This window comes from Pseudomonas hamedanensis, assembly GCF_014268595.2.
Lineage (GTDB): Bacteria > Pseudomonadota > Gammaproteobacteria > Pseudomonadales > Pseudomonadaceae > Aquipseudomonas > Aquipseudomonas hamedanensis.
On sequence record NZ_CP077091.1, the window covers coordinates 5,491,358 to 5,515,109 of the forward strand.

At 61.7% G+C, this 23,752-nt stretch carries 20 protein-coding genes and 1 other RNA gene; 3 read left to right on the forward strand and 18 right to left on the reverse strand.

Annotation, left to right across the window (positions count from 1 at the left end; translation table 11 throughout):
- Positions 1 to 54: 54 nt before the first annotated feature.
- A complete protein-coding gene (locus tag HU739_RS23995; protein ID WP_186549017.1) occupies positions 55 to 1,563 on the forward strand; it encodes a sensor domain-containing diguanylate cyclase in 1,509 nt (502 codons plus the stop codon).
- A gap of 176 nt (positions 1,564 to 1,739) precedes the next feature.
- On the opposite strand, the gene lpxC is transcribed toward HU739_RS23995, so the two are convergent.
- The 18 genes from lpxC to rsmI all read right to left on the reverse strand — a co-directional run bounded on the left by lpxC (position 1,740) and on the right by rsmI (position 21,279).
- Positions 1,740 to 2,651, reverse strand: a complete 912-nt coding sequence (gene lpxC, locus HU739_RS24000) for a UDP-3-O-acyl-N-acetylglucosamine deacetylase (protein WP_007939852.1) — start codon at positions 2,649 to 2,651, stop codon at positions 1,740 to 1,742.
- A gap of 112 nt (positions 2,652 to 2,763) precedes the next feature.
- Positions 2,764 to 3,960, reverse strand: coding sequence for a cell division protein FtsZ (ftsZ, locus tag HU739_RS24005; protein WP_016986475.1), 1,197 nt, complete (start codon positions 3,958 to 3,960; stop codon positions 2,764 to 2,766).
- Between the two features lie 104 nt (positions 3,961 to 4,064).
- Positions 4,065 to 5,324 carry a cell division protein FtsA gene (gene ftsA / locus HU739_RS24010; RefSeq protein ID WP_186549015.1) on the reverse strand — a complete coding sequence of 420 codons (1,260 nt, stop codon included), beginning with the start codon at positions 5,322 to 5,324 and terminating at the stop codon, positions 4,065 to 4,067.
- 15 nt (positions 5,325 to 5,339) lie between these two features.
- On the reverse strand, positions 5,340 to 6,206 hold the full coding sequence (locus tag HU739_RS24015) for a cell division protein FtsQ/DivIB (protein ID WP_039761388.1): 867 nt from the start codon (positions 6,204 to 6,206) through the stop codon (positions 5,340 to 5,342).
- 4 nt (positions 6,207 to 6,210) lie between these two features.
- Entirely contained in the window at positions 6,211 to 7,170 is a 960-nt protein-coding gene (locus tag HU739_RS24020; RefSeq protein WP_186549013.1) for a D-alanine--D-alanine ligase, read from the reverse strand.
- Positions 7,167 to 8,627 carry a UDP-N-acetylmuramate--L-alanine ligase gene (gene murC / locus HU739_RS24025; protein WP_186549011.1) on the reverse strand — a complete coding sequence of 487 codons (1,461 nt, stop codon included), beginning with the start codon at positions 8,625 to 8,627 and terminating at the stop codon, positions 7,167 to 7,169. The genes HU739_RS24020 and murC overlap by 4 nt, the downstream gene beginning before the upstream one ends.
- Positions 8,620 to 9,690, reverse strand: a complete 1,071-nt coding sequence (gene murG, locus HU739_RS24030; protein WP_186549009.1) for an undecaprenyldiphospho-muramoylpentapeptide beta-N-acetylglucosaminyltransferase — start codon at positions 9,688 to 9,690, stop codon at positions 8,620 to 8,622. Before murG ends, murC begins: the two co-directional genes overlap by 8 nt.
- Complete coding sequence (ftsW, locus tag HU739_RS24035) at positions 9,680 to 10,897, reverse strand: putative lipid II flippase FtsW (RefSeq protein WP_407681935.1); 1,218 nt, start codon at positions 10,895 to 10,897, stop codon at positions 9,680 to 9,682. Before ftsW ends, murG begins: the two co-directional genes overlap by 11 nt.
- Positions 10,894 to 12,240 (reverse strand): UDP-N-acetylmuramoyl-L-alanine--D-glutamate ligase, encoded by a 1,347-nt coding sequence (gene murD, locus HU739_RS24040; RefSeq protein WP_186549007.1) that lies wholly within the window; start codon positions 12,238 to 12,240, stop codon positions 10,894 to 10,896. Before murD ends, ftsW begins: the two co-directional genes overlap by 4 nt.
- Before the next feature lie 5 nt (positions 12,241 to 12,245).
- Positions 12,246 to 13,328, reverse strand: a complete 1,083-nt coding sequence (gene mraY, locus HU739_RS24045) for a phospho-N-acetylmuramoyl-pentapeptide-transferase (RefSeq protein WP_126366224.1) — start codon at positions 13,326 to 13,328, stop codon at positions 12,246 to 12,248.
- Entirely contained in the window at positions 13,328 to 14,695 is a 1,368-nt protein-coding gene (locus HU739_RS24050; RefSeq protein WP_186549005.1) for a UDP-N-acetylmuramoyl-tripeptide--D-alanyl-D-alanine ligase, read from the reverse strand. Before HU739_RS24050 ends, mraY begins: the two co-directional genes overlap by 1 nt.
- Positions 14,688 to 16,151 carry a UDP-N-acetylmuramoyl-L-alanyl-D-glutamate--2,6-diaminopimelate ligase gene (locus HU739_RS24055; RefSeq protein WP_186549003.1) on the reverse strand — a complete coding sequence of 488 codons (1,464 nt, stop codon included), beginning with the start codon at positions 16,149 to 16,151 and terminating at the stop codon, positions 14,688 to 14,690. The genes HU739_RS24050 and HU739_RS24055 overlap by 8 nt, the downstream gene beginning before the upstream one ends.
- Complete coding sequence (locus tag HU739_RS24060; protein ID WP_186549158.1) at positions 16,151 to 17,890, reverse strand: peptidoglycan D,D-transpeptidase FtsI family protein; 1,740 nt, start codon at positions 17,888 to 17,890, stop codon at positions 16,151 to 16,153. The genes HU739_RS24055 and HU739_RS24060 overlap by 1 nt, the downstream gene beginning before the upstream one ends.
- On the reverse strand, positions 17,890 to 18,183 hold the full coding sequence (gene ftsL, locus HU739_RS24065) for a cell division protein FtsL (RefSeq protein ID WP_186549001.1): 294 nt from the start codon (positions 18,181 to 18,183) through the stop codon (positions 17,890 to 17,892). The genes HU739_RS24060 and ftsL overlap by 1 nt, the downstream gene beginning before the upstream one ends.
- Positions 18,180 to 19,127, reverse strand: a complete 948-nt coding sequence (gene rsmH, locus HU739_RS24070; protein ID WP_407681936.1) for a 16S rRNA (cytosine(1402)-N(4))-methyltransferase RsmH — start codon at positions 19,125 to 19,127, stop codon at positions 18,180 to 18,182. The genes ftsL and rsmH overlap by 4 nt, the downstream gene beginning before the upstream one ends.
- Positions 19,124 to 19,579 carry a division/cell wall cluster transcriptional repressor MraZ gene (gene mraZ, locus HU739_RS24075; protein ID WP_122590036.1) on the reverse strand — a complete coding sequence of 152 codons (456 nt, stop codon included), beginning with the start codon at positions 19,577 to 19,579 and terminating at the stop codon, positions 19,124 to 19,126. Before mraZ ends, rsmH begins: the two co-directional genes overlap by 4 nt.
- Before the next feature lie 400 nt (positions 19,580 to 19,979).
- An RNA gene (gene rnpB / locus HU739_RS24080) (RNase P RNA component class A) lies at positions 19,980 to 20,333 on the reverse strand.
- Positions 20,334 to 20,406: 73 nt separating this feature from the next.
- Entirely contained in the window at positions 20,407 to 21,279 is an 873-nt protein-coding gene (gene rsmI / locus HU739_RS24085) for a 16S rRNA (cytidine(1402)-2'-O)-methyltransferase (protein ID WP_202884242.1), read from the reverse strand.
- Positions 21,280 to 21,488: 209 nt separating this feature from the next.
- Between rsmI and HU739_RS24090 the strand changes: the two genes are divergently transcribed.
- Positions 21,489 to 23,300, forward strand: a complete 1,812-nt coding sequence (locus HU739_RS24090; RefSeq protein WP_186548999.1) for a penicillin-binding protein activator — start codon at positions 21,489 to 21,491, stop codon at positions 23,298 to 23,300.
- On the forward strand, positions 23,300 to 23,662 hold the full coding sequence (locus tag HU739_RS24095) for a YraN family protein (protein ID WP_186548997.1): 363 nt from the start codon (positions 23,300 to 23,302) through the stop codon (positions 23,660 to 23,662). Before HU739_RS24090 ends, HU739_RS24095 begins: the two co-directional genes overlap by 1 nt.
- The last annotated feature ends 90 nt before the right edge of the window (positions 23,663 to 23,752 follow it).

Sequence of the window (23,752 nt, forward strand, 5' to 3'; positions counted from 1 at the left end):
TCCGGCGTCAGCACCTACTAAGCTTATGAAACCACTCCAACCGAACCCCCCATCATGATCGCCAACCGCACCCCGTCCATCACAGGCCAGACCGGTCGCCCCGAACTGTTGTTGATCGGCGGCAGCCTGCTAACCGTGATTGCGATGGTGTGCATCGTCACCTTCCTGCTGATCCGCGAGCGCGCCAGTGCACAGGACGCCGCCACCCGTCGCGCCACCACCATTGCGCAACTGATCGACGCCGATGTGCTGCGTACCGTCGAACTGTACGACCTGACGCTGCAAGGCCTGATCGCCGCCGCCCAGCGTGATGAACTGCAAAACGTCTCGCCACAGATCCGCCATCTGGCGTTGTTCGATCGCTCCACCACCGCACGCTTCAAAGGCGACATCCTGTTGCTCGACAAGCACGGCGAGGTGATCGCCGACTCCTCGCGCATCGAACCGAAACCGGGCAACTTCGCTGACCGGGATTATTTTCTCGCCCATGCGTTCAACCGCGACATGGGCATGTTTATCAGCCGACCGTTCAAGACCCGTTGCGACTGCGACGAGGCTGACCAGTGGCGGATCAGCTTCAGCCGGCGCATTGCTTCGCAGACCGGTGAGTTCCTTGGCGTAGCCGTCGCTTCGTTGAAACTCGATTACTTCGACGACCTGTTCAAAAGCCTCGACATCGGCACCGACAGTACGCTCAACATCATCAACAGCGATGGCGTTCTGCTCGCACAGAAGCCGTACCTGCAGAGCGACTCGGTAGGCAAGAGCTTCGGCAATCGGCCCAACGTTATACGGATTCTCAACGACCGCGATGGCAGCGGCAGTTTCACCAGTACGTCCAGCATGGATGAACAACGCCGGCTCTACACCTACTCACGGGTCGGCAATCTGCCGTTAACGGTGATGGTCGCGCTGTCGAGCGCTGAAGTGTTCGGCACGTGGCGGCGCACGGCCCTGCTGATCAGCGGCGCCACCGGCGTGCTGTGCATGGGCCTGCTGTGGCTGACCTGGCTGCTGGCCCGCGAGTTGCGCCGACGCCAGCGCGCCGAGCGCGAACTGGCGCAACTGGCCGCCACCGACGACCTGACCGGCGTAGCCAATCGGCGCATGCTCGATCAGACGTTGCGTCACGAGTGGTTCCGCGCCCAGCGCTCGGGCCAGCCGCTGTCGGTGATGATGATCGATGCCGACCACTTCAAGGCGTTCAACGACCGGCACGGCCATCAGGCTGGCGATCAGGCGTTGAAGACGCTGGCCCGGGTCATCGGCGAAAACGTCCGGCGCCCGGCGGATCTGGTGGCGCGTTACGGCGGCGAGGAGTTTTCGGTGATTCTCGCCGAAACCGACAGTGCCGGCGCGCAACAGATTGCCGAGCAGATTCGTCAGGCCGTGGAGAACTTGCCGTGGGTCGATGGGGCTGAGCGGGCGATGACCGTGAGTATCGGCATCGCGACGTGGACATCGGCCAGCGAAATGACCTTGGAGCAGTTGCTGTTTACGGCGGACAAGGCGTTGTATCAGGCCAAGGAAGGCGGGCGGAATCGGGTCGTGGTGTCGGTTTGAGAGATGCGGTGACCTCACCGGCCCTATCGCGAGCAGGCTCACTCCTACACTTGGAATGCATTTCCCTGTAGGAGTGAGCCTGCTCGCGATAGCGTCATCCCAATCAACACAAAAACCACAGGTATAAAAAAAGGCCATCCGAGGATGGCCTTCAAAAAACTAGAGAGGTTTTTTACTTACACGGCCGCAACCGGGCGCATGTAAGAGATCGGTGCGGTGCTGGCGTCTTCGAACGTCACCACTTCCCAGGCATCTGTCTGCTCAATCAACTTGCGCAGCAGCTGGTTGTTCAGTGCATGACCGGACTTGAAGCCTTTGAACTCACCAATCAGGCTGTTGCCCAGCAGGTACAGGTCGCCAATCGCATCGAGGATCTTGTGTTTGACGAATTCGTCTTCATAACGAAGACCGTCTTCGTTCAACACGCCATCCGCGTCGACCACGATCGCGTTTTCAACGCTGCCGCCGAGTGCGAGGTTGTGCTTGCGCAGGTACTCGATATCACTCATGAAACCAAAGGTACGGGCGCGGCTGACTTCTTTTACGAACGAAGTGCTGGAAAAATCCACGCTTGCACTCTGGGTGCGGTCCCGGAATACCGGGTGATCGAAATCGATCTCGAAACTCACCTTGAAGCCTTCGAAAGGGACGAAAGTGGCGCGCTTGTCGCCGTCTTCCACTGTCACTTCACGCAGGATGCGGATGAATTTCTTGGCGGCGTCCTGTTCTTCCAGGCCTGCCGATTGAATCAGGAATACGAAGGGTCCAGCGCTGCCATCCATGATCGGGACTTCGGACGCGGAGAGCTCGACGTAGGCGTTATCGATGCCCAGGCCAGCCATGGCCGAGAGCAAGTGCTCTACCGTGTCCACTTTGACGTCGCCGTTGACCAGCGTCGTCGACATAGTGGTTTCACCGACGTTTTCCGCGCGGGCAGGAATCTGCACCACAGGGTCGAGGTCAGCGCGACAAAACACAATGCCAGTGTCGACAGGCGCAGGCTTGAGGGTCAGGTAGACCTTCTCACCGGAATGCAGGCCTACACCTGTGGCACGGATAATATTTTTCAGTGTGCGTTGTTTAATCATGGCTTGGGCCGCTTCAGCGCAAATTGCGAACTGGTATCAACAAAGGCTGGCGATGATAGCAGACCATGCCTTTGCTGAACACCAATCACCTTCATAGCCCTGATACATTCCATCAATCGGCCTGACGACGCAGGAAAGCCGGGATGTCCAGGTAGTCCAGGTCATCTTGCGGATTCATCTTCGCGGCAGCCGCAGCACCGGCCTGAGCCTGGTTGCGCATGACGGTCGGACGGTCCAGATCGCGGTAGTTCACCGCTGGCGCTTCCTGACGGGCCGGAGCCGGTTGTTGCACCTGAGCCGAAGCCATGGAGGTGTGAACGGTGTTGTCGATGACCTTCACAGGCTTCTCGATTTTCGCGCCCAGACCGGTGGCAACCACAGTGACGTGCAGCTCGTCGCGCATGTCCGGATCGATCACGGTGCCGACCTTGACCATGGCGTGCTCGGAAGCGAAGGCCTCGATGATCGAACCAACGTCGGAGTACTCACCCAGGGACAGGTCAGGACCGGCGGTGATGTTGACCAGGATGCCGCGTGCGCCTTGCAGGTTCACGTCTTCCAGCAACGGGTTGCGGATTGCCGCTTCAGTGGCTTCACGTGCACGGTTCGGACCGCTGGCGCAGCCAGTGCCCATCATTGCCATGCCCATTTCGCTCATCACGGTACGTACGTCGGCGAAGTCGACGTTGATCATGCCCGGACGCTTGATGATGTCGGAGATACCGCGAACGGCACCGGCCAGGACATCGTCAGCCTTGGCGAAAGCCGACAAGAGGCTTGCGTCTTTGCCAAGGATGGTCAGCAACTTCTCGTTCGGGATGGTGATCAGCGAGTCAACGCTTTCCGAAAGCATGCGGATGCCTTCATCGGCGATCTGCATACGCTTGCGGCCTTCGAACGGGAACGGACGGGTCACGACCGCAACGGTCAGGATGCCCATTTCCTTGGCCACTTCGGCGATGATTGGCGCCGCACCGGTACCGGTACCGCCGCCCATGCCGGTGGTGATGAACACCATGTTGGTGCCCTGCAGCACTTCGGCAATACGCTCGCGGTCTTCCAGAGCGGCTTGACGGCCGACTTCAGGATTGGCGCCGGCACCCAGGCCTTTGGTCACGCCAGTGCCCAGTTGCAGGATGGTCCGCGCGCCGATGTTTTTCAGCGCTTGAGCATCGGTGTTGGCGCAGATGAACTCAACGCCTTCGATGTTGCTCTTGACCATGTGATTGACAGCGTTGCCGCCGCCACCGCCAACACCGATAACTTTGATTACCGGGCTTGCGGGGATGTTGTCTACGAGTTCAAACATTTTCCCTCTCCTTACATTCTCTAGTTTTTTCGCCTACTGCATTTTTGTCGCGGTGCATCTACTGCTACTGCTTGCCGCTCGAAGCTTGACGCTTCGAGCTGCTCTTAAAAGTTGCCCTGAACCCACTTCTTCAAGCGGTCCAGCAACGGCGCCTGTGGCTCGTCGTTGCTGTAGCTGTCGCGGCTGCCGATGCCGGAGAACGAAACCCCGTCGGACTGCTTCTGCAGGCCGTACATCAGCAAGCCCACGCCAGTGGAATAAATCGGGTTGCGCACCACGTCATCCAGACCTTTCACGCCATGCGGCACGCCGAGGCGCACCGGCATGTGGAAGATTTCTTCGGCCAGTTCGGTGGCGCCTTCCATCTTCGACGTACCTCCAGTCAGGACGATGCCGGCCGGGATCAGGTCTTCGTAACCGCTGCGACGCAGCTCGGCCTGAATCAGCGTGAACAGTTCGTCGTAACGCGGCTCGACCACTTCGGCCAGGGCCTGACGCGACAGCTCGCGCGGTGGACGGTCGCCGACGCTTGGCACCTTGATGGTTTCACCGGCACCGGCCAGTTTGGCCAGGGCGCAGGCGTAACGGATCTTGATCTCTTCGGCGTACTGGGTCGGGGTGCGCAACGCCATGGCGATGTCGTTGGTCACCTGATCACCGGCAATCGGGATCACTGCCGTATGGCGGATCGCACCTTCGGTGAAGATGGCGATGTCGGTGGTGCCGCCGCCGATGTCGACCAGGCACACGCCCAGCTCTTTTTCGTCATCGGTCAGCACCGAATAGGCCGAGGCCAGTTGCTCAAGAATGATGTCGTCGATTTCCAGGCCGCAGCGACGCACGCATTTTTCAATGTTCTGGGCGGCGTTGACGGCGCAGGTGACCACGTGAACCTTGGCTTCCAGACGCACGCCGGACATGCCCAGTGGCTCGCGCACGCCTTCCTGGTTATCGATCACGTAATCCTGCGGCAGGGTGTGCAGCACGCGCTGATCAGCCGGGATCGCCACGGCCTGGGCGGCGTCGAGCACACGCTCAAGGTCAGCCGAGCTGACTTCGCGATCACGAATCGCGACGATGCCGTGGGAGTTCAGGCTGCGGATGTGATTGCCGGCCACGCCGACAAATGCCGAGTGAATGCGGCAGCCCGCCATCAACTGGGCTTCTTCGATCGCGCGCTGGATCGATTGCACGGTGGACTCGATGTTCACCACCACGCCCTTCTTCAGGCCGCGGGACGGGTGCGTACCGATACCGACGATTTCCAGCGTGCCGTCGTCCGCGACCTCGCCTACCAGCGCCACCACCTTGGAGGTGCCGATATCCAGACCGACGATCATTTTGCCGCTTTGCACGTTTGCCATGGGTCCTGCCTCTTCTTAATTCTTTGCGACAGCGGGTTGGGCTGTCGTCGGCGCTACGGGTTCCCGCCAGCCAACGGCGAGGCCGTTGGCGTAGCGCAGATCGATCCGCGCAATGTTCGTAATCTGCTCTTTCAGCGTCTTGTCATAGATGGCGATGAAGCGGCGCATCTTTTCCACCAGGTTGCCGCGTCCCAGCAGCAACTCGATGCCGGGGCCGGAACTGCCGGCACCGGTGGTCAAAAACCAGCTGCCGCGTTCACGCAATTCCAGGCGTGCAATCGAAAAGCCCAGCGGGCGCAGCATCTGGCTCAGCACCTGATACTGCTGCATCACTTGCTGCTGGGCCCGTTGTGGGCCGAACAGCTGTGGCAGGTGTTCGTAGTTCGCCAGTTCCTTGGGCGTGAACGCCTGGCCCTGGTTGTTCAGCAACGACTCGTCACCCCATCGCGCCACCGGCAGTTGCTCTTCGAGGCGGATCACCACCTGATCCGGCCACACCCGGCGCACTTCGGCGTGGGCGATCCAGGGCATCTGCTCCAGCTCGGTGCGCATGCCGGCGAGGTCGATGGTGAAGAAGCTCGACGCCACGAACGGGGCGATCCGCTGCTGCACTGCCTGCTGGCTGATGTAGCTGAGGTCGCCCTGCACCGCGATCTTGCTGATCGGCCGGTCGGCGTAGGGCAGCAGACGCTGTGCGCCTTCGTAAGTACCGAAGCCCAGCGCCACCAGCAGCACCGGCCAGAACAGACTTTTCAGAAAGCTGAAATTGGCTTTCGGCAGGCGCGCGGACATCGGCTCTTTCGCCACCATTCGGCTGGCACCCCGCGGCACCGGCTTGCGGCCGGGTGCGGGTGGCTGATGTCTGAGATGCGCGCCTTGCATGCCCTTAACCCCTCGACTCTTCAACGCTGGCCGCCAGAATGGCCAGGACCAGTTGCTGGAAATCCAGACCGGCGGCACGGGCCGCCATCGGCACCAGACTGTGGTCGGTCATGCCCGGTGCGGTGTTGACTTCGAGGAACCAGAACTGCCCGTCGGCGTCCTGCATCACGTCCGCCCTGCCCCAACCGGCGATACCCAGCGCCTCACAGGCCTTGGCCGTGAGTTCCATGAGTTCTTGTTCCTTGGCGGCATCCAGCCCGCACGGAATGCGGTACTGGGTATCGTTGGCGATGTACTTGGCGTCGTAGTCGTAGAATGTGTGCGGTGTACCCAGGGCGATAGGAGGCAACACCTGGTCACGCAGGGTGGCGATGGTGAACTCCGGACCTTGAATCCATTGCTCGACCAACACTTGCGAATCGTAGGTACTGGCCGCTTTCCATGCGTCGATCAACTCGGACGCAGAACTCACTTTGGCCATCCCGATACTTGAACCTTCATGCGCCGGTTTGACGATCAAAGGGAAGCCCAGTTCCGTCGCCGCCGAAATACAATCGGCTTCGCTGCACAGCACGGCGTGACGCGGCGTCGGGATCCCGAGGCTGTGCCAGACCTGCTTGGTGCGCAGTTTGTCCATCGCCAGCGCGGACGCCAGAATGCCGCTGCCGGTGTACGGAATGCCCGCGCACTCGAGCAGGCCCTGCATGCTGCCGTCTTCACCGCCACGACCGTGGAGAATGATGAATGCGCGATCGATCTTTTCGCTGAGCAGACGCTGCAGGAAGTCCGCGCCCACGTCGATGCCGAACGCGTCCACGCCAGCGCTTTGCAGCGCCTCGAGCACGGCGTTACCGGATTTCAACGAAACCTCACGCTCGGCACTCAAGCCGCCGAAGAGCACGGCGACGCGGCCGAAGTCTTTCGGCGCGAGGGTGGAAAACAGCTTGGCGTAGGCAGCAGTCATTTCAACTTCCCCTCGACCGACGCCGCCACGGCGCCGGCGAACAATTCACTTTTCAACAGCTTCGGCGCGAGACCGCCGATATCACCGGCGCCCTGGCACAACAGAATGTCGCCGGCGCGCAGCAGTGGCTTGACCAGCGGCGCCAGATCGACGCCACGCTCGATGTAGATCGGGTCGAGCTGACCGCGCTGGCGAATGCTGTTGCACAGCTTGCGGCTGTCGGCGCCCGGAATCGGCTCTTCGCCGGCCGGATAGACTTCCATCAGCAGCAACACGTTGGCGTCGGCCAGCACATTGACGAAATCGTCGTACAGGTCGCGGGTGCGGCTGTAGCGGTGCGGCTGGTAAACCATCACCAGACGCCGCTCCGGCCAGCCACCGCGCACGGCTTTGATCACGGCTGCGACTTCAGTCGGGTGATGACCATAGTCGTCAACGAGCATCACGTGGCCGCCGTCCACTGGCAGTTCGCCGTAGACCTGAAAGCGTCGACCGACCCCTTGGAAACCCGACAGGCCCTGGACGATGGCTTCATCGCTGACGCCTTCGTCGGTGGCGATGCAGATGGTGGCCAGCGAGTTGAGCACGTTGTGGTTGCCGGGCATGTTTACCGACACTTCCAGCGGCTCGCGGTCTGGACGCAGCACGGTGAAGAAAGTTTGCATGCCTTGCTGGCGCACATTGATCGCGCGCACGTCAGCGTCTTCACTGAAGCCGTAGGTCACGGTCGGACGCTTCACCAGCGGCAGGATTTCACGCACCACCGGGTCGTCCAGGCACATCACCGCCAAACCGTAGAACGGCAGGTTGTGCAGGAACTCGACGAAGGTTTTCTTCAGTTTGTTGAAGTCGCCGTCGTAGGTCGCCATGTGGTCGGCGTCGATGTTGGTGACCACGGCCACCAGCGGTTGCAGGTGCAGGAAGCTCGCATCGCTTTCGTCGGCTTCGGCGATCAGGTAGCGGCTGGTGCCAAGCTGGGCATTGGTGCCCGCGGCATTCAGACGACCACCGATAACGAACGTCGGGTCGAGGCCACCGGCAGCGAACACCGAAGCGATCAGGCTGGTGGTGGTGGTTTTGCCGTGGGTACCGGCGACGGCAATGCCGTGGCGGTAGCGCATCAGCTCGGCGAGCATTTCGGCACGCGGCACCACCGGAATACGGCGCTCGAGCGCAGTCGCCACTTCCGGGTTGGAGGTGTTTACAGCGCTCGACACCACCAGTACATCAGCGGCAGCGGCGTTCTCGGCCCGGTGGCCGATGAAAATCTGCGCACCGAAGGATTCCAGGCGCTCGGTGACCGGCGACGCTTTGAGGTCGGAACCGGAGACTTGATAGCCCAGGTTCAACAACACTTCGGCGATACCGCACATGCCCACGCCGCCGATGCCGACGAAGTGGATGCGACGGATGCGGCGCATTTCCGGTTGTGGCATGGCTTTCTGATTCTCAACCATGGGCCACCTCCAGACAGGTATCGACCACGCTACGGGTGGCATCGGGTTTGGCCAGTCGGCGGGCCGCTTGGGCCATTGCTTCGAGTCGTTGCGGTTGCATCAAGACCTCTGTCAGGCGCGCGGCAAGGTCCGCGGCACCAGTCGTTCTTTGTGGCATCAGGAAGGCAGCGCCTTCGCGGGCCAAATAATCGGCGTTGCGGGTCTGGTGATCGTCGATCGCGTGGGGCAAAGGCACCAGCATCGAGGGCAGACCGGCGGCCGCCAGCTCACTGATGGTCAGCGCGCCAGCGCGGCACACCACCAGGTCAGCCCAGCCATAGGCCTGGGCCATGTCTTTGATGAATGGCTGCACTTGCGCGTCCACGCCCGCGGCGCGGTAACGCTCGGCAGTCACTTCATCGTGATTTTTGCCGGCCTGATGAAACACTTCCGGGCGCAGGTCGGCAGCGACTTGGGCCAGGGCTTCAGGCAGCAACTTGTTCAACGGCTCTGCGCCCAGGCTTCCGCCCAGGATCAGCAAACGCGCTTTGCGCCCGGCCAGCGCCGGTCGCGGTGTATCGAGGAACAGCTCGCTGCGCACCGGATTACCGGTGGTACGGCGGCTGTCCGACAGAGTAAAGGTGTCGGGGAACGCTTCACACACTCGGGCGGCGAACGGCACCAGCAACCGATTGGCGGTGCCGGCCACGGCGTTCTGCTCGTGAACGATCACCGGCACACCGGCCAGTTTCGCGGCCAGACCGCCGGGGCCGGTCACATAACCACCAAAGCCCACCACGCATACCGGCTTCAAGCGGCGCATGATCGCCCGCGCCTGCCACACCGATTTGAGCAGCATCAATGGCGCCTTGAGCAGCGACAGCTTGCCCTTGCCGCGCAGACCGCTGGCGTTGATGCGGTGCAGCTCAAGACCAGCGGCTGGGACCAGTTCGTTCTCGATCCCGCGTGGCGTGCCGAGCCAGTGCACGGTATAGCCGCGCGCCTGAAACTCGCGGGCACAGGCCAGCGCCGGGAACACGTGGCCGCCGGTACCGCCGGCCATGATCAATACGTTAGCGCCCATGAGTCGGCTCCTCGGCGAAGTCGCTTTCATGGAATTCCATTTCTTCGCTGCCCAGGTGGGTTCGACTCTCCCACTCGATGCGCAGCAACAAGCCCAGACAGGCGCAGCAGATCACCAAGGAGCTGCCGCCGTAACTGAGGAACGGCAAGGTCAGGCCTTTGGTTGGCAGCAGGCCGACGTTCACGCCAATGTTGATCAGGAACTGACCAATCCACAGGAACGACAGACCGTAAGCCACGTAAGCGGCAAAGAACTGCTTGGCCTTCTCCGCCCACAGGCCGATGTACATGCCGCGAATACACACGAACACGAACAGCGCCACGGTGCACAGCGAACCCACGGCGCCGAGCTCCTCGGCCAATACCGAGAACACGAAGTCGGTGTGTGCTTCCGGCAGGTAGAACTGTTTCTGCACGCTGTTGCCCAGGCCAACGCCCAGCCACTCGCCGCGACCGAACGCGATCAAAGCCTGGGACAGCTGATAGCCGGCGCCGAACTGGTCGGCCCACGGGTCGGCAAAGTTGGTCAGACGCGCCATTCGATACGGCTGCATCTGAATCAACAAGACCACGGCCCCGACCGCCAGCACCACCATCAGCGAGAACCGGAACAGGCCGACCCCGCCAAGAAACAGCATCGCCGCCGCCGCGCCCATCATCACCACGGTGGCACCGAAGTCCGGCTCCATGAGCAACAGACCGGCCATCGGCAGCAGCACGATGAACGGCTTGAAGAAGCCCATCCAGCTCTCGCGCACTTCTTTCTGGCGGCGCACCAGATAGCCGGCGAGGTAGATCACCACAAACACCTTGGCGATTTCCGAGGGCTGCACGTTGAAGAAGCTGAAGCCGATCCAGCGCATCGAACCGTTCACTTCGCGGCCGATGCCCGGGATGATCACCATCACCAGCAGACCGAAGGCGCCGAGCAGCATCAACCAGCCGAGGCGTTGCCAGGTGGCGATCGGGATCATCATGGTGACGATGCACGCGCCCAGCCCCAGCACCACATAGATAAGGTGGCGAATCATGTAATACAGCGGGCTGCCCGACTGCGCCGCCGCCACTTCGGTCGACGCCGAGGCGATCATGATCAGGCCGAGACCGAGCAGGGCCAGACAACCGGCCAGCATCGGGAAGTCGAGGTCGATGCCACGCCCGGTGATCAGCGGCGACGGGTACGGCTTGATGATATTTCTCAGGTTCATGCCAATTCCTCCACAGCGCGGACGAACTGGTGACCACGGTCTTCGTAATTCTTGAACATGTCGAAACTGGCGCAGGCCGGCGACAGCAACACCACGTCACCCGGTTGGGCGGCGGCGCGGCATTGCGCGACGGCGTCGACCAGCGAGGACGCGCGAATCAGTGGCACGGCATCACCGATGGCCTCACCGATCTTGTCGCTGTCACGGCCCATCAGCACCACGGCGCGGCAGTTGGCCGCCACCGGATCGCGCAGATCCTTGAACTCGGCGCCCTTGCCGTCTCCGCCGGCGATCAGAATGACCTTGCCGTCGATGTCCGCGCCAAGGCCTTCGATGGCTGCCAGTGCGGCGCCAACGTTGGTGGCTTTGGAATCGTTGTAATACGCCACGCCGTCAAGATCGCGCACCCACTGGCAGCGATGTTCGAGACCGGCAAAGGTGCGCAGCGCCGAGAGCATGGCATCGAACGGCAGGCCGACAGCATGACCCAGCGCCAGCGCCGCGAGGGCGTTGGCCTGGTTGTGCGCGCCGCGAATCTTCAGCTCGCGCACCGGCATCAGGTTCTGGAATTCAAAGGCCAGGTATTTCTCGCCGTCTTCTTCGCGGATACCGAAGGCTTTGAAATCCGGTTTGGTCAGGCCGAAGGTCCAGCATGGCTGGCCCTCGCCCATCAACGGCCGGGTCAACGCATCCTGACGGTTGACCACGAACTGCTTCGCGCCGCGGAAGATCCGGTGCTTGGCCAGGTGGTACGCCGGCAGACCGCTGTAGCGATCCATGTGGTCTTCGCTGATGTTCAGCACGGTGGCGACTTCGGCGTTGAGCTGGTCGGTGGTCTCCAGTTGAAAACTCGACAGCTCCATCACGTACAGCTCGACGTCATCGCTGAGCAGGTCCAGCGCCGGAGTGCCGAGGTTGCCGCCGACGGCGACGCGCTTGCCGGCCGCAGCCGCCATCTCACCGACCAGGGTGGTCACGGTGCTTTTCGCGTTGGAACCGCTGATGGCCACGATCGGCGCCCGCGCGTTACGCGCGAACAGCTCGATGTCGCCGGACAGTTTCACGCCACGGGCCGCAGCGGCTTGCAGGGCCGGGGTCGCCAGCGCCAGGCCGGGGCTCACGTAGAGCTCGTCGGCACGGCAGAGGAATTCGACGTCCAGCTCGCCACAACGCACTTCCACGTGCGGATAGTCACGCTTGAGCGTGGCCAGTTCCGGTGGATTTTCCCGCGTGTCCGCCACGGCAAACGACGTGCCCCGGTTCGCCAGGAAGCGAACCAGGGACATGCCGCTCTTGCCGAGGCCGACAACGATGCGGAAGTGGTCAGAAGCGATCAGAGACACTCGTTCTACCTCAGCTTCAGGGTGGCAAGGCCGACCAGGACGAGAATCACGGTGATGATCCAGAAACGGACAATCACACGCGGCTCGGGCCAGCCCTTGAGTTCAAAGTGGTGGTGAATCGGCGCCATGCGGAACACGCGGCGACCGGTCAGCTTGAATGAGGCAACCTGAATGACCACGGACAGGGTTTCCATCACGAACACGCCGCCCATGATGAACAGGACGATTTCCTGACGGACGATCACCGCGATGGTGCCCAATGCCGCGCCGAGGGCCAGGGCACCGACGTCGCCCATGAACACTTGCGCCGGATAGGTGTTGAACCAGAGAAAGCCGAGGCCGGCACCGATCAGCGCGCCGCAGAACACGATCAGCTCGCCCGCGCCCGGCACGTAAGGAATCAACAGGTATTCGGCGAATTTCACGTTACCCGACAGGTAGCAGAAAATGCCCAGGCCACCGCCGACCATCACCGTCGGCATGATTGCCAGACCGTCGAGACCGTCAGTCAGGTTGACCGCGTTGCTCGAGCCGACGATCACAAAATAGGTCAGCACGATAAAACCGGCGCCCAGCGGGATGCTGTAGTCCTTGAGCATCGGCAGAATCAGCGTGGTTTCCACCGGCGTGGAAGCAGTCATATAAAGGAAGATTGCCGCGCCGAGGCCGAACACCGACTGCCAGAAATACTTCCAGCGGCTCGGCAGGCCGCGGGAGTTCTTCTCGATGACTTTGCGGTAATCGTCGACCCAGCCGATGGCGCCGAACAGCAGGGTCACCAACAGCACCACCCAGACGTAACGGTTGCTCAGGTCTGCCCAGAGCAGCGTGCTGACACCAATCGACGACAGAATCAGCGCGCCACCCATGGTCGGCGTGCCGGATTTGGACAGGTGCGATTGCGGGCCGTCATTGCGAACGGACTGGCCGATCTGACGGTTCTGCAACGTGCGGATCATCCACGGGCCATAGCACAGCGACAAGACCAGCGCGGTCAGCACACCGAGGATCCCGCGCAGGGTCAGGTACTGAAAGACCGCGAAGCCTTTGTGGAACTGTTGCAGATACTCCGCTAGCAGCAGCAGCATTAATGTTTCTCCAGACTGGACCCGCACAGAGCCGCAACGATGTTTTCCATCGCTGCACTGCGCGAACCCTTGATCAAAATGGTGGTGTTTGTGTCCTGCTCGGCGTCGAGGGCCTGGATCAGTTCGGCTTGGCTGCCGAAGTGATGCGCCTGTTCACCGAATGCGTTTACGGCGTGAACCATGTTGGGTCCGACGGCATAAAGCGCGGAAACCTTGCCTCGGGCGTATTCGCCCACGTCGCGGTGCCCCTGCTCCGCCCAGTCGCCCAACTCGCCGATATCCCCGAGCACCAGGACGGTGCGGCCGGAAAAGCCGGCGAGTATATCAACGGCCGCGCACATCGAGGTGGGGTTTGCGTTGTAAGTGTCATCGATCACGCGCATGCCGTTTTTCGCCAGCTGCGCGACGGTGCGGCCCTTGACCGGTTGTACAGCACCCAGCCCGGTGGCGATGCCGAACAGCGATACGCCCAGGGCATGAGCAGCAGCGGCGGCGGCCATGGCGTTGGCGACGTTATGGGTGCCGAGCAGGTTCAGCTGCACACGCTCGCTGCCTTCAGGGGTGTGCAGATTGAACGCCGGGCAACCACGGGCGTCGGTGGCCAGATCGCTGGCATGGAAATTCGCCTCGGTGTTGCTCAGAGCAAAGGTCAGCACCTGGCGACCGGCTGCACGGGCCTTCCAGATAGCGAAGGCTTTGTCATCGAGGTTGAGCACGGCGATGCCATCGGCCGCCAGTCCTTCGATGATTTCGCCTTTGGCTTCGACGATTTTTTCCGGACCGCCAAACTCACCGATGTGGGCGGTGCCGGCATTGTTCAGGATCGCGACGTGCGGCTTGGTCAGCCCGACGGTATAGGCAATTTCGCCCAGACGCGAGGCGCCCAGTTCGATCACGGCCGAGGTGTGCTCCGGGGCCAGTTCGATCAGGGTCAGCGGTACGCCGAGGTCGTTGTTCAGGTTGCCACGGGTCGCCAGCACCGGACCGCGCGTGCGCAGGATGCTCGCAAGCATTTCCTTGACCGTGGTCTTGCCGCTGGAACCGGTCACCGCCGCCACTGGCTGAGTAAACGCGGCACGGTTCAGCGCGCCGAGTTGGCCCAGCGCCTGACGGGTGTCCTTGACCAGCAATTGCGGCAGCGCGCTGTCGGCGACTTCGCGCTCGACCAGTGCAGCCACGGCGCCTTTGCCGGCGACGTCGTTCAAATAATCATGACCGTCGAAACGCGGGCCGGTCAGGGCAATGAACAACTGGCCGGGCTGAATGGCGCGGCTGTCGATGCTCACGCCATTGAAACTGGCATCGTCGCCGATCAGGCGGGCGTCGAGTGCATTGATCAGTTCGCTGAGCGTCAGGGCCTTAAGCATGGGCCACCTCCCACGCGGTCAGGGCGTGATCGGCCTCGACCAGATCGGAAAACGCATGGCGCACGCCGTTGATTTCCTGATAGTCCTCGTGGCCTTTGCCGGCGAGGACAATGACGTCGTCAGCGGTCGCGCCGGCAATCAATTGCGCAATGGCCTGGCCACGACCGGCAACGAAGGTGACTTTATCCACAGCGCTGAAACCGGCGCGGATGTCGTCGAAAATCACTGAAGGGTCTTCAGTGCGCGGATTGTCATCGGTGACCAACACTTGATCGGCCAGACGCTCGACCACTTCGGCCATCAACGGACGCTTGCCGCGATCGCGATCGCCGCCGCAGCCGAACAGGCACAGCAATTGGCCTTTGACGTGCGGGCGCAGTGCGGTCAGGACTTTTTCCAGCGCATCCGGCGTGTGGGCGTAATCGACCACTACCAGCGGCTGCGTGCCGCCGCCCAGACGCTGCATGCGTCCGGCCGGGCCTTCGAGCTTCGGCAGCACCTTGAGAATTTCGTCGAGGGCGTAATCCAGGCCGAGCAAGGCACCGACCGCGGCCAGCACATTGCTCAGGTTGAAACGCCCGAGCAATGTGCTGCGCAGGTGATGCTCGCCCTGCGGCGTGACCAGCGTGGCGCGCACGCCGTGGTCGTCGAACTGAGCTTCGCGGCAATACAGGTACGCACTGCTGTCGAGCAGGCTGTAGGTGATCAGCCGCGACTCGCGTTTTTCCGCCGCCAATTGCCGGCCGAAGTCGTCGTCGAGGTTGACCACGCGGCACTTCAGGTCATTCCAGGCAAACAGCTTGGCCTTGGCCTCGGCGTAAGCCTGCATGGTGCCGTGATAATCGAGATGATCGCGGGACAGGTTGGTCATCACCGCCACGTCGAAGGCCAGCGCCGTCACCCGGCCCTGATCCAGACCGTGGGAGGACACTTCCATAGCGACGGCTTTGGCACCGGCCTTTTTCAGGTCGCCCAGGGTCGCTTGCACGGCGATCGGATTCGGCGTGGTGTGCAAGCCGCTTTCGAGCGCGCCATAGAAGCCGGAACCGAGCGTGCCGACGATGCCGCAATGCTGGCCGAGCAGATCCAGCGCCTGTGCGACCAGTTGGGTCACGCTGGTCTTGCCGTTGGTGCCGGTGACGCCGATCAGGTTCAGGTGATGGCTCGGCTCACCGTAAAAGCGCCCGGCGATGTCGGACAGCTGCGCCGCCAGGCCTTTGACCGGAATCAGTGGCACGTCGGTAATCGGCAGCACGGTGGCGCCTTCCACTTCATAAGCCACTGCCGCAGCACCGCGTTGCAAGGCATCGGCGATGTGCGCGCGGCCATCGAACTTGCCGCCGGGCACGGCGAGAAACAGGTCGCCGGCGCGCACGTTGCGGCTGTCCAGCGCCAGTTCACGGATCAACAGATCGTGGCCGGCGTGGGGGAATATTTTGTTCAGACTTAATGACATCAGCCGCGCCCTCCATTGGCTTTCAGCGGAACGACCGGGGTGGCATTGGCCTGCTGCGTGGTTGGCAGGTTGTCCGGGGTCACGTTCATCAGGCGCAGGGTGCCGGACATCACACGGCTGAACACCGGCGCCGAGACCAGACCACCGAAGTAACCGGCCTTGGTCGGTTCATCGATCACGACAACAATGGCGTAACGCGGATCGCTCATCGGGCCGAAACCGGCGAACAGCGAGCGGTAGGAATTCTCGGCATAGCCCTTGGTGCCGACCGAGGTCTTGCGCGCCGTACCCGACTTGCCGCCGACGTGATACGCCGGCACCTGCGCACGGAACACGCCGCGCGGGGCTTCGATCACTTGCTGCAGCATGCCTTGCATGGTTTTCGCCACGGCTTCGGGCAGCACTTGCGTGGTCTGCGGCATCTTGTCGGTTTTGATCAGGGTCAGCGGCGCGAGGCGACCGTTGTTGGCCAGCGCCGAGAACGCATGCACCAGCTGGATCGCGGTCACGGAAATACCGTAGCCGTACGACAGCGTCGCGGTTTCAGCCTTGCGCCACTCGCGGTAGTTCGGCAGGTTGCCAACGCGCTCGCCCGGGAAGCCCAGACCGGTGTCCTGGCCGAGGCCGACTTTCTGCGCCAGACGGAAAATGGTTTCGCCGCCGATATCAAAGGCGACCTTACTCATGCCGACGTTACTGGAATTGATCAGGATGCCGGTCAGGTCGAGCACCGGGCCTTCGGATTTCGACACGTCCTTAATGGTGTATTTGCCGATCTGCAGCGAGCCCGGATACACCTCGACGGTGTCGGTCGGCTTCCAGCGGCCAGTTTCGATCGCGGCGCTCATGGAGATGGCTTTCATGGTCGAACCCGGTTCGAACACGTCGATCATCGCGCGGTTGCGCATCATCGCCGGTTGCAGGTTGCGACGGTTGTTCGGGTTGTAGGTCGGCTGGTTGACCATGGCGAGGATCTCGCCGGTCTTCACGTCCATGATCACCAGGCTACCGGCTTTGGCGCCGTTCTCGATGATCGCGTTGCGCAGCTCGCGGTTGGCCAGGTATTGCAGGCGCAGGTCAATCGACAACGCCAAGGGCTTGCCGGCCTTGGCGTTTTTGGTGACCTGAACATCCTTGATCAGCCGGCCACGGCGATCCTTGATGACTTGTCGTTTGCCCGGCACCCCGGCCAGCCATTCGTCATAGGCCAGTTCGACGCCTTCACGACCGTGATCGTCGATGTCGGTAAAACCGACCATGTGCGCGGTGACTTCACCGGCCGGATAGAACCGGCGGAATTCTTCGATGCCATAGACGCCCGGCACTTTCAGGTCGAGCACGGACTGGCCCTGCTCGGGGGTCAGCCCGCGCACCAGGTAAATGAATTCTTTGTTGGCCTGGGCTTCGAGGCGTTCGCTCAGGGCCTTCGGGTCCTGGCCCAGCGCAGCAGCGAGTGCCGGCCACTTCTCTTTGGCCGATTGCATTTCCTTGGCGTTGGCCCACAGCGTGGTCACCGGAGTACTCACGGCGAGCGGTTCGCCGTTACGGTCGGTGATCAGGCCACGGTGCGCCGGAATCGGGATGTGCCGCAGACTGCGCGCATCGCCCTGACCTTTGAGGAAGTCACGGTCAATCACTTGCAGGTCGATGATGCGCCAGCAGATCGCCGCGACCATCAAGCCAAGCAGTGCGACCATCAGGCGGAAGCGCCAAGGGAACAGTGCGCCTTCGAGTTTCATCATGGCGCCACCATTTTCACGTCAGCCGCGCCAGGGATGTGCATCTTCAATTGTTCGGTAGCGAGCACTTCGATGCGACTGTGCGCGGTCCAGGTGCTTTGCTCGAGAATCAGCCGGCCCCACTCGGCCTGCGCCTTGTCGCGCACGCTGAGTTCGTTATAAAGGTTGTTGAGCAACTGCCGGTTCCAGTGCGCGCTGTAAGACACGGCGATCGCCGATACGAGCACGCCGACAAACAGCAGCAGCATCAGAAAGCTGCCGCCGGGCAGAGGCTTGGCGAAAAGCTTGCTCACCGCAACTTCTCCGCGACGCGCATGACGGCGCTACGGGAACGTGGGTTGGCCTTGAGTTCGGCGTCGGAGGCCGTCTGCGCTTTGCCATGGATTTTGATTTTCGGTTCGAACGCGACGTGGCGAACCGGCAGGTTGCGCGGCAGGTTGTCGGCTTCGCCTTTCACCAGCTTGCGCATGAACAGTTTGACGATGCGGTCTTCCAGCGAGTGGAAGCTGATCACCACCAGACGACCGCCCACTTCCAGAGCTTCGAGCGCGGCTTCGAGGCCAGCCTCCAGATCGCCCAGTTCGTTGTTGACGTGAATGCGCAAACCCTGGAACGCACGGGTGGCCGGGTTCTTGCCCTTTTCCCACGCCGGGTTGGCGACTTTCAACACTTCGGCCAGATCGGCAGTGCGCTCGAACGGCTTGATGTCACGACGCTCGGCGACGGCACGGGCCATACGCCCGGAGAAACGCTCTTCGCCGTATTCCTTGAACACCCGGGCGATTTCTTCAGCCGGCGCGGTGTTGACGAATTCGGCAGCGCTGATGCCACGGGACGGATCCATGCGCATGTCCAGCGGACCGTCGTTGAGGAAACTGAAACCGCGCTCGGCATCGTCGAGCTGCGGCGACGACACGCCCAGGTCGAGCAGAATGCCGCTGACCTTGCCGGTCAGGCCTTGCTCGGCAACCACCGAACCCAGTTCGGCAAAGCTGCGCTGCACAACGACAAAGCGGCCGTCTTCGGCCGCTAGCGCTTGCCCGGTGGCAATCGCTTGTGGATCCTTGTCGAATCCGATGAGTCGACCGTCCGGCCCGAGCTGGCTGAGGATCAACCGGCTGTGCCCGCCGCGCCCGAACGTGCCGTCCAGATAGCAGCCATCAGGACGTACGGCGAGAGCCTCGACGGCTTCGTCAAGCAGTACGGTGATGTGGTTAAAGCCGCTATCAATAGTCACAGGATCAAATCACGCAGTTCATCAGGCATCGCGCCCGGTTGTTGAATAGCAGCAAGGTCAGCGGCAGACACCGCGTTCCATGCATCCTCGTCCCACAATTGGAACTTGTTCAGTTGGCCCACCAGCATCGCGCGCTTATCCAGCTTGGCGTAGTCGCGCAGACGCGGCGGAACCAGGAAACGACCGCTGCCATCGAGTTCAAGGTCGACGGCATTACCAATCAGCAAACGTTGCAGGCGACGGTTCTCTTCGCGTAGCGAAGGGAGCGCGCGCAACTTGGTTTCAATAATTTCCCACTCGTCGAGCGGATAGACACACAGACACGGATCAACGGCATCAATGGTCACGATCAATTGGCCGGAACTGCGCGAATCGAGCTCGTCACGGTACCGGCTCGGCATGGCGAGACGGCCCTTTGCATCGAGACTGATAGCGTTAGCTCCGCGAAACACGTCTGCGTTTCTCCAATTTTTATCGTTTTGAGCTCAAAAAACCCACTTCATGCCACTTTCCGCCACTTGCGCACACTATAGGAATGCGCCCACCACACCGTCAAGGCGCGGATTAAAGGAAAACCCTTACAGAACGGAGATTTAGGAGCTTAAAAGGAGGTGCAACGGGAAACTGGCGGAGACTTTTGACCCATAACTTGAGGCTGCACTGAAAGCTGCGCTCGAAAGTTAAAGTAATTTGTTAAGAGTAAGATTTTTTCGATATTACAAAAGCGCTTCTGCTGTTGATTGAAGCAGGTGGGAAATGGCTATTACTGCGTTTGCCGCTGCCGAACTTCAGAGCAGGCCTGCCGATATTACACAGCCCTGTGGTCTTTGCTTCATGCAGGGAAAGAAAAAGGTGGAGAGTCGATCTGTAAGCCGGGTTCTGTCTTGAACAGTCATTCGTCTACGATGGCCATCACTGGACATCTTTAGCAACCTACCCGGTCCCAGCGCGGGCCACGCCTTGGGACCCTATTTGGTCTTGCTCCAAGTGGGGTTTACCTAGCCACGAACTGTTGCCAGTCGTGCGGTGCGCTCTTACCGCACCTTTTCACCCTTACCGGCGCTTGCGCGCTTAGGCGGTTATTTTCTGTGGCACTTTCCGTAGGCTCACGCCTCCCAGGCATTACCTGGCACTTCGCCCTATGGAGCCCGGACTTTCCTCCCCCCCCTAATTTTCATAGAGGGCAGCGACTGTCCGATCGACTCTCCGCCGCGAAGGTTAACGGCAGCGCGCCTGAAGAACAAGCGCTAATAGCCGCAAAACCTGTCTGCGCGACGGGTTACTCGCCCTTCTGTTTATCCAGCGCCACCTGGTACAGCACGTTTTTGCGCTCACCGGTGATCTGCGCGGCCAACGCGGCGGCGCGCTTGAGTGGCATTTCTTCAAGCAACAGATCGAGGATGCGCATCGCCTCGCTGCTGACCGCATCTTCAGACTCCGGGGCGGTCCAGCCAGCCACCAGCACCACGCATTCGCCGCGCTGCTGATTGCTGTCGGATTCGACAAATTCACGCAACTGCGACAGCGGCAGGCCTTTAAGCGTTTCGAAGGTTTTAGTGATCTCACGAGCCAGCAACGCGTGGCGCTCGCCACCGAACACTGCTTCCATGTCCTGCAAACACTCGAGAATGCGGTGCGGGGCCTCATAAAAAATCAGCGTGCGTGGCTCTTCTTTAACCGCCTCGAGTCGAGCCTTGCGCCCGACCGACTTGGCCGGCAGAAAACCTTCGAAGATGAAACGGTCCGACGGCAGCCCCGCCGCCGACAGTGCAGCGATCAGGGCACAAGCACCCGGTACCGGCACCACATTGATTCCGGCAGCACGGGCCTGACGCACCAGGTGATAACCCGGATCGGAAATCAGCGGCGTACCGGCATCGGAAATCAGCGCGACGTTGTCGCCCGCCAGCAAACGGGTAATAAAACGGCTACCTTCATCTCGTTCGTTATGTTCGTGGCAAGCCGCCAGCGGCGTGGAAATCCCGAAATGCTGCATCAGCCGCGCCGAGTGACGCGTGTCCTCGGCCGCAATCAGCGCCACCTCACGAAGGATTTTCAGGGCCCGGGCGCTGATGTCGTCCAGGTTGCCGATGGGCGTCGCCACCACATAAAGCGAGCCAGCAGCGGAATTCAGGGAACCTGGAGCAGTCAAAGCGCACACCTCGTGATCGTAAAAGCGGCCATTGTAGCGCGTCACGCAGCTTGCGATGCGCTTCACCCGCCCCGGGTTTTTCATGCGGTTGTGCGGCGCGACACCCTTTGCGCCAGCTAAATTGATCGATTCACGCCAGTAACATCGCGCCCCGGCCAGTGCTTGGGTACAATTCCACGCTAATTTGATCGAGTATCAGGAACACTTACATGATCGCTTGCCTGCGGCTGCTCACTGCCCTCTGCCTCGCTGCCTTGTTGGCGGCGTGTGCCAGCTCCCCTTCCTCCAGCCTTGGCGAACTTCCACGGACCCCGGACGCCAGCATCGAGCAGTTGCTCGAACAGGCTGGCCAGGCGAAAACCCCGGAAAAAGCCGCCCTGTTGCGCCTGAGCGCGGCAGACCTGGCTTATCGCCAAGGCAACGCCGGACAGTCCGCGCAAATCCTGCAACAAGTGCCGATGGAGCAACTCAAGCCCGGCCAGCAGATTTTCGCCAACACACTGTCCGCCGAACTGGCGATGACCCGCAACCAGCCGAAAGCCGCGCTGACCGCCCTGAGCCATCCAAGCCTGCAACAATTGGGCGAGATGCCTGAAGAGCAGCAAGTGCGCACCGGCACCGTTCGTGCCCGCGCCCTGGAAGCCGACGGCCAGACCCTGGCCGCCGCGCGCGAGCGAGTGTTCATCGCGCCAATGCTCGAAGGCGAAGCCGCAGGCAAGAACCACGAAGCGATCTGGACCCTGATCGCCTCACTGCCGACCGATCAACTGCAACCGAACGCGACCGATGACCTCGGTGGCTGGATGGCACTGGCGCAAGCGGTGAAAACTGCCGGCACGCTGGAACAGCAGCAAGCCGCAATCGACACCTGGCGTGCACAGAATCCAAAGCACCCGGCCGCAATCACTCTGCCGCTGCCGCTGACCAAACTCAAGGAACTGGCCAGCCAGCCGCTGAGCAAAATCGCCCTGCTGCTGCCACAGGACGGCCAACTGGCCGCTGTCGGCAAAGCGCTGCGCGAAGGTTTCATGGCCGCGCACTATCAGGCGCAACAGGCCGGACAGAAGCCGCCTGCCATCGAGTTCTATGACAGCTCGAAGCTGACTTCGATGGATGAGTTCTACCGCAAGGCCCAAGCTGACGGTGTGCAACTGGTGGTCGGTCCGCTGGAAAAACCTCTGGTCAAACAACTGAGCACCCGTCCGCAACTGCCGATCACCACCCTTGCGCTGAACTACAGCGAAGGCGATCAGGGCCCTGCGCAACTGTTCCAGTTCGGCCTGGCCGCAGAGGACGAAGCCCGCGAAGTTTCGCGTCGCGCCCGCGCCGACGGCCTGCACCGCGCCGCGATCATGGTGCCGAAAGGCGAATGGGGCGACCGCGTATTGCGTGCGTTCAGCCAGGACTGGCAAGCCAATGGCGGCAGTATCGTTGCCACCGAACGTGTCGATCAGCCAGTGCAACTGGCTCAACAGATCGCCGACATGTTCCAGCTGCGTCAGAGCGAAGCCCGCGCCAAGAGCCTGCAGAATGCCGCTGGCACCAACGTTGCCGCGCAGCCTTCGCGTCGCCAGGACATCGAGTTCATCTTCCTGGCCGCGACGCCGCAACAGGCCCAGCAGATCAAGCCGACCCTGAACTTCCAGTACGCTGGCGATGTTCCGGTTTACGCCACCTCCCATGTCTATAGCGCCAGTGGCGACGTCAACCAGTACAACGACATGACCGGCATTCGCTTCTGCGAAACCCCATGGCTGCTGGAAACCAGCGATCCGCTGCGCCAGCAAGTCGTCGCGCAATGGCCACAGGCTGCCGGCAGTCTCGGCCGCCTGTATGCGATGGGCGCCGATGCGTATCGCCTGGCACCGCGCCTGGGCCAGCTCAAAGCCCTGCCGGACAGCCGCATCGAAGGTCAGTCGGGCAGCCTCGGCATGACCCAGACCCAGCGTGTTGTGCGTCAGTTGCCTTGGGCGCAGTTCGTCAGCGGTCAGGTTCAACGCCTGCCGGACACCCCGCGCTGATGCCCGACAGGTCACGCTCGCAAAGCGGCAAGGATGCCGAGCGCCAGGCGCTCGAGCATCTGCAACAACACGGTCTGCGCCTGCTGGCGCAGAACTGGTTATGCAAACGCGGCGAGCTTGATCTGGTCATGCTTGATGGCGATACAGTAGTATTCGTTGAAGTTCGTTACAGAAAAGACACCCAATGGGGTGGCGCGCTCGCTAGCATCGATGGGCGCAAGCAGCAGAAGCTGATTCTCGCTGCGCAGTATTTTCTTCAGCGCGAATCGCGTTGGGCCAACGCCCCCTGCCGCTTCGACGTGGTGGCCATCGACAGCCATCCGGATCAGTTGAACTGGCTGCAGAATGCTTTCGACAGTTGATCGTCTGCGCTGCGTCCCGGACAATCCCACCGATAAATTTTGCTCTTTGCTTTGCGGGCTGCACATTCATGTGCCGGACAGCCGCGCTAC

Coding starts and splice junctions, on each gene's coding strand:
- HU739_RS24050 (WP_186549005.1), bottom strand. CDS start 14,695: ATGCTTAAGGCCCTGACGCTCAGCGAACTGATCAATGCACTCGACGCC.
- HU739_RS24020 (WP_186549013.1), bottom strand. CDS start 7,170: ATGACTGCTGCCTACGCCAAGCTGTTTTCCACCCTCGCGCCGAAAGAC.
- HU739_RS23995 (WP_186549017.1), top strand. CDS start 55: ATGATCGCCAACCGCACCCCGTCCATCACAGGCCAGACCGGTCGCCCC.
- murC (WP_186549011.1), bottom strand. CDS start 8,627: ATGGTTGAGAATCAGAAAGCCATGCCACAACCGGAAATGCGCCGCATC.
- HU739_RS24095 (WP_186548997.1), top strand. CDS start 23,300: ATGCCCGACAGGTCACGCTCGCAAAGCGGCAAGGATGCCGAGCGCCAG.
- HU739_RS24015 (WP_039761388.1), bottom strand. CDS start 6,206: ATGCAAGGCGCGCATCTCAGACATCAGCCACCCGCACCCGGCCGCAAG.
- HU739_RS24060 (WP_186549158.1), bottom strand. CDS start 17,890: ATGAAACTCGAAGGCGCACTGTTCCCTTGGCGCTTCCGCCTGATGGTC.
- mraY (WP_126366224.1), bottom strand. CDS start 13,328: ATGCTGCTGCTGCTAGCGGAGTATCTGCAACAGTTCCACAAAGGCTTC.
- ftsW (WP_407681935.1), bottom strand. CDS start 10,897: ATGAACCTGAGAAATATCATCAAGCCGTACCCGTCGCCGCTGATCACC.
- HU739_RS24055 (WP_186549003.1), bottom strand. CDS start 16,151: ATGTCATTAAGTCTGAACAAAATATTCCCCCACGCCGGCCACGATCTG.
- ftsZ (WP_016986475.1), bottom strand. CDS start 3,960: ATGTTTGAACTCGTAGACAACATCCCCGCAAGCCCGGTAATCAAAGTT.
- ftsA (WP_186549015.1), bottom strand. CDS start 5,324: ATGGCAAACGTGCAAAGCGGCAAAATGATCGTCGGTCTGGATATCGGC.
- lpxC (WP_007939852.1), bottom strand. CDS start 2,651: ATGATTAAACAACGCACACTGAAAAATATTATCCGTGCCACAGGTGTA.
- murG (WP_186549009.1), bottom strand. CDS start 9,690: ATGGGCGCTAACGTATTGATCATGGCCGGCGGTACCGGCGGCCACGTG.
- HU739_RS24090 (WP_186548999.1), top strand. CDS start 21,489: ATGATCGCTTGCCTGCGGCTGCTCACTGCCCTCTGCCTCGCTGCCTTG.